Below are 7065 nucleotides of genomic sequence, written 5' to 3'. Positions count from 1 at the left end.
CCTCACTTTCTTTCGATGCCTAAAAATAAAAATAATCCCATTGAACCAAAAATTATATTAGGCATCCAAGCAGCTAACCAGGGTTCCATGATACCACCCCGTCCCAATGAACGAAATATTGATAACATCATATAAAAAACAAAAGCTAAGATAACGGTCACTATAACACCTAGTGCTCTTGTATCTCGGCCTCTTTGGATACCGAAAGGCAGTCCAATCATAATAAACATTAAAGCTGAAAAAGGAAGAGAATATTTCAAAAAATAAGCAGTTTCGAATTCATCAACTTGGGCTCCCGATTGCTTCAATATTTCAATCTGTTTGCGTAGCTCTCTGGTTGACATTTCCTCAGGAGCCCGTTGGTTTTCAAAAAACTCCTGCAGCTCTTCCTTCATATCAATCTCCATCTCATTGAATTCTATTTCCTGCAGAAGATATCCGGTATCATTATATCGATGAACTACTCCCTCTTTCAACAACCAACGATCTTCCAGCCAAAAAGCACTTTGGGAAGTGATAACATCCGGAAACTCTTTTTGATCCTTTAAATCATAAATAATCACTTTTTTCATTTCCCAGGTTTCATTGTCCAATTCATTCACATAAAAATATCGGTTTTCAGCATCTCTAAAAAAAACATTTTGCTGGATTTTCGGGGGTCCTTTTTTATAAACATACTCACGCATTAGCACCTGTGCTTTATGATTCGACTCAGGAACTATGATATCATTAAAGTAATAAGAACCTATACTAACTAAAATCGAGACTATCAAATAAGGAAGCAGTATCCTTTTCAAACTAACACCGCATGCTTCAATGGCTACCATCTCGCTTTCTCTCCCCAGTCTTCCTAAATGAAGTTCAGAAGCTAAAAGATAAGAGATCGGAAAAGTAAGTACCATTTGGGCGGGGATATACAATAACAATATTTCTAATGTAATTAAGAGAGGAACTTGTTTATTGACAAAAAAGTCAGCAAGTTCAAACAAAATTCCCACCAACATAACAATGGTTACTGCACCTACCCAGGTAAACATGCCAGTTAGGCTTTCGCGGGCTATATAGCGATCCATAATTTTAATCATCAGTTTTTTTGCCACCTATTTCGATTGGATTTAAGGTAGTAACCTTGTATGGTCAGATCATCAACTTTCCTTGCAGATTGATTTAACAATGTGTGGACCACAATCTCCCATGGTAAAATGGAATGAAAATATATACAATTTTTAAACAGAACACTATAATAAACGACGTATTCCAAACACTGGACAAGTAATTTTCCCAGCAACTTATTGTATCTTTTTTAAAGAAATTTGTCAGCAAAAAGGCGTTAACCCAATAGCTCCTAATACCCTTAGCCCTTCTTTCTGGTTCCTTTTAATTTTATTCTTTATTGCTGAATATCGTTTTTTAACCATGCTCAATCTTTTTAATGGACAACATAACATCTAAGGAGGGATATTATGAAGAATCTTTGGATTTTACTCTTAATTTTCTTTCTAATCCTATCATCAGGATGTCAAGGAAACTCCTCTTCCTATGATCAAGAAAATCAAATTATTTTTTTTGAATATTGGGAAGAATTTTCCTCTGAAGTGTTAAGTGGAGTAGGGTCACCTCCGTTGATGATTGATTTTCCTACTTACCGGTATGAGGCTCCGAGCAATAGTTTGATTAGTTATTTAGGCATTTTTGGCTCCCTACCAGAGAACATAAATCCTTTTGAGGTTCCAATTATTTTAGGAAATGGTTTTACTTTAAACGGAGATGCCGGAGGTGGCGCTACCAGTAGTTTAAAAGGCATTGGTGATCTCCCTTATTACCCTGGCCCTCCAACCCCTTATTTTCTTGCTGATTGGAATGAAAAAGGATCAATACACATTAAACCACTGTATATGATTTCTTTTATGGATGTTTCGCTAAAAAACCCGCTACCACCCGAAGGGGCGTGGGTTGACCCTGGAAATACCCTCACTTTTACTAATGAAGAAATTCAAGCAACAGCAATTTCAACCATCCGTTATACCTATAAACTAACCCTAAAAAATTATCTCGTCTTACGTGATCATTGCTTAAACTCTTCTTGGTAAACCTCTATCGATAATAAACTATTCCGGCTAATCCGGCTAAAATCAGCATAAAAATTGGATCGATTATATTTTTCCAAACCAGGATAAAGGAAACCACACTTAAACCGACAGCAAACCAGTCTATGATTCCATTTTGAGCAATCGAATAACCAGCTAATGACATAAGTGCTATGACCGAAGGCCGAAGTCCTTTCATTATTTTCTGAACTTTATCATTACCTTCAAACGCACTTAAAAACTTAGAAATAAATAAAATAAAACCAATTGATGGGAGACAAAAGCTTCCGGTAGCAATCGCTGCACCAAATACTCCTCCGATTCTATATCCAACAAAAGTAGCAGAATTAATAGCAATTGGACCTGGGGTAAGCTCGGATAGTGTAACTAAATCCAGAAATTGGGTGGTGGTTAACCATTGATAAGTATCAACAATTTCTTTCTGGATCAAAGGAAGAACGGCAATCCCTCCTCCAAAAGCTAAAAAGCCGATACGAACAAAAGCTAAAAAAAGATGAAAGTAAATCAAGATTTCCTCACTAAACCGGTTAGCGCTCCAATTAAAATAATCCAAAAGGGATGAAAATCAAAGACCAAGACTAAAACAAAAAGGACGCCGGACAAGATAAGATCGAAACGTTGCTTGAGAGCTCTTTTGGCAATAGAAAAAATTCCAGTCGCAATCAATGCGACAATAGCTGGGACCGCTCCTCGAAAAAATCTTTGCACGAGAACCAAATCACCAAAATGAAATAATATGGTTGCCGCCATAATCATGACTGTGAACGACGGAAGCACCGAGCCTAAAATAGCTACCAATAGCCCTGGAAAACCAGCCAGCCGGTTCCCAACTAAACCAGCCGTATTAATAGCAATAGCTCCTGGGAAGCTTTGGGCTATCGATAAAATGTTAATAAAATCTTCATCATTCATGAGTCGCTTCTTTTGAACCAGTTCCCTCTGTATTAAAGGAACCATAGCATATCCCCCTCCCCAGGTAAAAGCTCCAATTTGGAAGAAACTTACAAAAAGAATCCTAAGGATTCCCTTTTTTCGCTTTATTAAAACATCCATGACCTTCTCCGCAAAAATATTGAAAGTATGATACCATTAATACTGGCTATGGAAAAGGAAATTCATAAGTATTTGACAATTGAAAAAGAAAGCATCTCTGAGTTGGTGGTTGATCGGTCAAGATTTATAGCCCATAGTTTTTCAGTAACCTATCAAGAAATGGTTCGTGAAAAAATACTCCAAATTCAATCTCTTTATCCCGATGCCAGCCACTGGTGTTACGCTTGGCGCCTTGGTCACAACCCACCACTTGAGTTTTCTACCGATGCTGGTGAACCACATGGAACTGCTGGTCGTCCAATTCTGGGATCGATTTTACGCAGCAACCTTACCAATCTTCTGGTTATTGTCACTCGATATTTTGGTGGAAAAAAGTTAGGAGTTCGAGGCCTTATCAATGCCTATCAGCAAGCTGCTGAGATGGTTTTAGAAAGCTCCGGCATTATAGAAAAGGAACTTACGGCTGAATTCGTTCTTACAATTAATCCGACCAGTTTTCAGCTGATGGTAAACCAGCTTATTTATTTCTGTCGGAGCAAAAAATATCTTGAGTTAAACCCCAACCTCGGTAAAATTCGATTTCGAGTTCCCTTGCACAGACTCCATGAAACCTTTGCTTTTCTTGAATTAAAAAAGAAAGAGGAATTCCTGCTTAATTGGGAACGTTGCGACAATCAATAATTAAATAATAGAAAAACCACAAAAATTCAGTCACTTATTATCGGATGCAATGGTTTGATTTGGAGAAAAAACCATCAAAACCTTTAATCCAGGACCTGGAGTTGCATTTTCGAAAAACAGCTTCCATCCAAACTTATCGGCAATTTCGAAAGCCAGAGAAAGACCAACGCCCCACCCCGGCTTTTCAACGGTATTTCGACCTCGAAGAAACCGCTCACCCAATCGAGCTTGGATCTCTGCGGGAATTCCAGGACCATAATCTCTAACGATTATATTTTTTTCGTCAATAGTGATATCAATCTGCTCCATTGAATACTTCAGGGCATTGTCTAACAAAACATCCATTAAAATTTTTAAATGGTCCACTGAAATTTTAAGATGAGGTGATGCATTAATAAAAAGGCGAAATAGTCGCTGAGGGTTTTTTGTCTGCCATTGCTCGACAATTGATTTTATCACTAAATCCAGGGCAATATCTGTCATTTCTGTAATATGACCGGTACGACTGAGAGAAAGCAAACTCTCGGTCAATTCTTTCATCTCCTGAGCAGTTTTTTCTATGGCATCGATGGCTTCTTTACGTACCTCTGGATTTTCATCTCCCCACCTTTGTAGCATTTGAATATAACCAATAATTGAACTCAAAGGGGTCCTTAGCTGATGGGAAACATTGGAAACAAACCTTTTCTGAATTAAATATCCTTGTTCAAAGGAATGTAACATTTTGTTGAGTGCTAACTTTAATTCCTCTATTTCATCCAATGTCGAAGCCACTGAAAAGCGGGAGGATAAATTTTCTGAGCTCATTTTATAGAGGGTTCGGTTCAATTCCCGTAAAGGCTTTAACCAGTATTCGGATAAAAAATAACCAACAAATAAAACTAAACCTGCTAAAATTGGTATTAAATACCAGGCAACTATTCGAATTCGCTCTAAAGAACGAATCGAGGTGCTGACATTTTTCCCCAATAAATAATCTCCCCCAGATCGATCAATTGAAACAAAAAGAAAATGCTCCCCGTCTCTCTCGACCAGACCCTCCTTCCATAACTGTGGATCAAGATCCCAGGGGTTTTGTACCACCTTAAGGGTCTGATTGTCCCGCGTCCCAACTAGAAAATCACCAGGAAATGCCCTGCCCCGTGCCATTAAACCATGCATCATCCTCATACCGCCCGCTTGAGAGCGACGGAAAATATCTTCTTCTTCTGAAGTCAATATACTTTTTCGAGAAAAGCCATATAAAATTGAAAAAGCCAATAAAGTTAGAGCAAACAAGCAAATAAAATTGAATAACGTCATGCGAACTGAAAGTTTCATTTTTTGGCTCAGTCCTTCATAAAAGTATAACCAACCCCTCGAACAGTCTTAATCCTTTTCCCCTCGCCACCCAACTTCTTTCTGAGATAATTCATATATACTTCAACAACCCCTGGAGTACCAAAAAAATCCGGTCCCCAGACGTTTTGCAAAATTTTCTCTCGGGAAAGAACAATGCCTACGTTGTGAACCAAAAAAAGGAGTAAATCAAATTCGGTTTTGGTTAAGATAATTTCCCGATTTCCAAGATGAACTTGATAGGATTGGGGATCAATGTGCAAATTTCCAATTTGAAAAGCCACTCTGGTGGTATGTCCAGCCCGTCGTAGTAAAGCATTTATTCGAGCCAAAAGCTCTTCAATTGCAAAAGGCTTAACTAAGTAATCATCCGCACCCGACCGCAACCCCCTCACCCGATCATCAACTTCTCCTCTGGCAGTTAGCATAAGAATGAGAACCGTTTCCGAAAGGAGACGTATCCTTTTGGCAACCTCCCAACCATCAATGTCGGGAAGCATAATATCTAAAATTATCAAATCGGGCTGGAAAGAGTAAAAATCTTCAACTGCCACTTCACCCATACTTGAACGATGAATGAGAAATCCTTCATGTTTAAGTTCCAGCTCTAATAATCGAGAAATCTTCGGATCATCTTCAACAATTAAAATCCGAGCTCCTTTTTTGGGTTTTTCAGCTAGACTTTCCATTTTTCTAACCGAAAAGGTTATCTAAAGTCATCATAATAATAAAGCCAATCATTAAAGCATAAGTAGAAAGACGGGAGTGAACCCCGTGATGGGTTTCAGGTATAACTTCATCGCTGATAACAAATAACATAGCACCACCAGCCAAAGCCATCCCCAAAGGAAGAAACCAATGCATAAAGGTGACCAAAGATATTCCCAAAAGCCCTCCAATCGGCTCAACCAAACCAGTAAGAAGGGCATATCCAAAAGCCACAGCACGATTATATCCCGCACCAACTAGGGATATTGCTACCGCTAGACCCTCGGGAATATTTTGTAGACCAATGGCAGTAGCAACGGTTAGTCCATTAGAAATATTCTGGGTTCCAAAACTAACTCCAACCGCCATACCTTCGGGAAAGTTGTGAATTGTAACCGCCAAAACAAAAAGCCAAATACGACGAAGGTTCGAGCTTGCCCCTTCTCGACCCATTTCAAAATGCTCATGGGGGATGGCTTTATCAACACCATCTAAAAGAAGAGCCCCGATTATAATCCCAATTACAGCAATCCATACCCCGCCAATTGCAATAGCTGGAACTAACAAGCTGAAGGCAGTTGCAGCTAACATCACTCCCGCTGCAAATCCCAAAAGAAGGTCTTTTAAGCGATGAGAAAAATGTTGTTTTCGAAAAAAAAGAACTGGAATGGCTCCAATTCCTGTCGCACAGCCAGCAATAAGGCTAGCAAGAAACCCAAGAGTGATATGATTCAAACCAATCCCTCCCCAGGACTATCCCCCGATATTTAACTTCAATCATTTTATAATATATCATCATATATCTATTCTGAAAATCCATTTGCGGGCTTTATAACTCAAGATCCTACAAAATTATGTTTCCCTGTAGGGGCGTAATAAATTCCTTTTACATCGATATCTCCCTTTGGCGAAAGGGAGAACGAGAAGGATTCGCTTTCTTTAGAATTCTTTCAAATTCACCCTGCCTTCCTTGCTAAGGGGGGAGATTGATTCCTATTTCTAAAATATAGTAACAAGCAAAAAATGGCGTCATCCAGATTGGTGTTTTCCCGCGTGAGGATCTCGTCTTTTGTATTTCTTTATTTTTTAAAAATACTTTAAAGGGATGAGATTCTTACGTCGCAAAATACGCTCCTTAGAATGAAGAAGCGAGTGGATGAGATTGCCACAACGTCCA

8 protein-coding genes are annotated in these 7065 nt (G+C 38.8%); 2 read left to right on the top strand and 6 right to left on the bottom strand.

Annotation, left to right across the window (positions count from 1 at the left end; all coding sequences use genetic code 11):
• Positions 1 to 2: 2 nt before the first annotated feature.
• A complete protein-coding gene (locus PLK24_RS01220; protein WP_324475878.1) occupies positions 3 to 1085 on the bottom strand; it encodes an LptF/LptG family permease in 1083 nt (360 codons plus the stop codon).
• Positions 1086 to 1463: 378 nt separating this feature from the next.
• Between PLK24_RS01220 and PLK24_RS01215 the strand changes: the two genes are divergently transcribed.
• The gene (locus tag PLK24_RS01215) at positions 1464 to 2090 is read left to right on the top strand and encodes a hypothetical protein (protein WP_324475877.1); all 627 of its coding nucleotides are present in this window, start codon (positions 1464 to 1466) and stop codon (positions 2088 to 2090) included.
• 4 nt (positions 2091 to 2094) lie between these two features.
• On the opposite strand, the gene PLK24_RS01210 is transcribed toward PLK24_RS01215, so the two are convergent.
• On the bottom strand, positions 2095 to 2616 hold the full coding sequence (locus PLK24_RS01210; protein ID WP_324475876.1) for a chromate transporter: 522 nt from the start codon (positions 2614 to 2616) through the stop codon (positions 2095 to 2097).
• Positions 2613 to 3161, bottom strand: coding sequence for a chromate transporter (locus PLK24_RS01205; protein ID WP_324475875.1), 549 nt, complete (start codon positions 3159 to 3161; stop codon positions 2613 to 2615). Before PLK24_RS01205 ends, PLK24_RS01210 begins: the two co-directional genes overlap by 4 nt.
• 27 nt (positions 3162 to 3188) lie before the next feature.
• On the opposite strand from PLK24_RS01205, the gene PLK24_RS01200 reads away from it, so the two are divergent.
• The gene (locus tag PLK24_RS01200) at positions 3189 to 3842 is read left to right on the top strand and encodes an IMPACT family protein (RefSeq protein WP_324475874.1); all 654 of its coding nucleotides are present in this window, start codon (positions 3189 to 3191) and stop codon (positions 3840 to 3842) included.
• Positions 3843 to 3872: 30 nt separating this feature from the next.
• Here the strand turns inward: PLK24_RS01200 and PLK24_RS01195 are convergent, their stop codons facing one another.
• The 3 genes from PLK24_RS01195 to PLK24_RS01185 are packed head-to-tail and all read right to left on the bottom strand — an operon-like array spanning position 3873 to position 6623.
• Positions 3873 to 5162 (bottom strand): HAMP domain-containing sensor histidine kinase, encoded by a 1290-nt coding sequence (locus PLK24_RS01195; protein ID WP_324475872.1) that lies wholly within the window; start codon positions 5160 to 5162, stop codon positions 3873 to 3875.
• 8 nt (positions 5163 to 5170) lie between these two features.
• Positions 5171 to 5869 (bottom strand): response regulator transcription factor, encoded by a 699-nt coding sequence (locus PLK24_RS01190; RefSeq protein ID WP_324475871.1) that lies wholly within the window; start codon positions 5867 to 5869, stop codon positions 5171 to 5173.
• A gap of 4 nt (positions 5870 to 5873) precedes the next feature.
• Complete coding sequence (locus PLK24_RS01185) at positions 5874 to 6623, bottom strand: ZIP family metal transporter (RefSeq protein ID WP_324475869.1); 750 nt, start codon at positions 6621 to 6623, stop codon at positions 5874 to 5876.
• Positions 6624 to 7065 lie beyond the last annotated feature (442 nt).

The sequence above is a fragment of the Atribacter sp. genome, from assembly GCF_035418125.1.
Classification (GTDB): Bacteria; Atribacterota; Atribacteria; order Atribacterales; family Atribacteraceae; genus Atribacter; species Atribacter allofermentans.
Note: the sequence above shows the minus strand (reverse complement) of the source record. Positions and strands in the feature narration are given on the sequence as shown.

Bases quoted from the DNA above. Each gene is read 5' to 3' on its own strand.
- PLK24_RS01220 (WP_324475878.1), bottom strand. From the start codon at position 1,085: ATGATTAAAATTATGGATCGCTATATAGCCCGCGAAAGCCTAACTGGC.
- PLK24_RS01215 (WP_324475877.1), top strand. From the start codon at position 1,464: ATGAAGAATCTTTGGATTTTACTCTTAATTTTCTTTCTAATCCTATCA.
- PLK24_RS01205 (WP_324475875.1), bottom strand. From the start codon at position 3,161: ATGGATGTTTTAATAAAGCGAAAAAAGGGAATCCTTAGGATTCTTTTT.
- PLK24_RS01200 (WP_324475874.1), top strand. From the start codon at position 3,189: ATGATACCATTAATACTGGCTATGGAAAAGGAAATTCATAAGTATTTG.
- PLK24_RS01195 (WP_324475872.1), bottom strand. From the start codon at position 5,162: ATGAAACTTTCAGTTCGCATGACGTTATTCAATTTTATTTGCTTGTTT.
- PLK24_RS01190 (WP_324475871.1), bottom strand. From the start codon at position 5,869: ATGGAAAGTCTAGCTGAAAAACCCAAAAAAGGAGCTCGGATTTTAATT.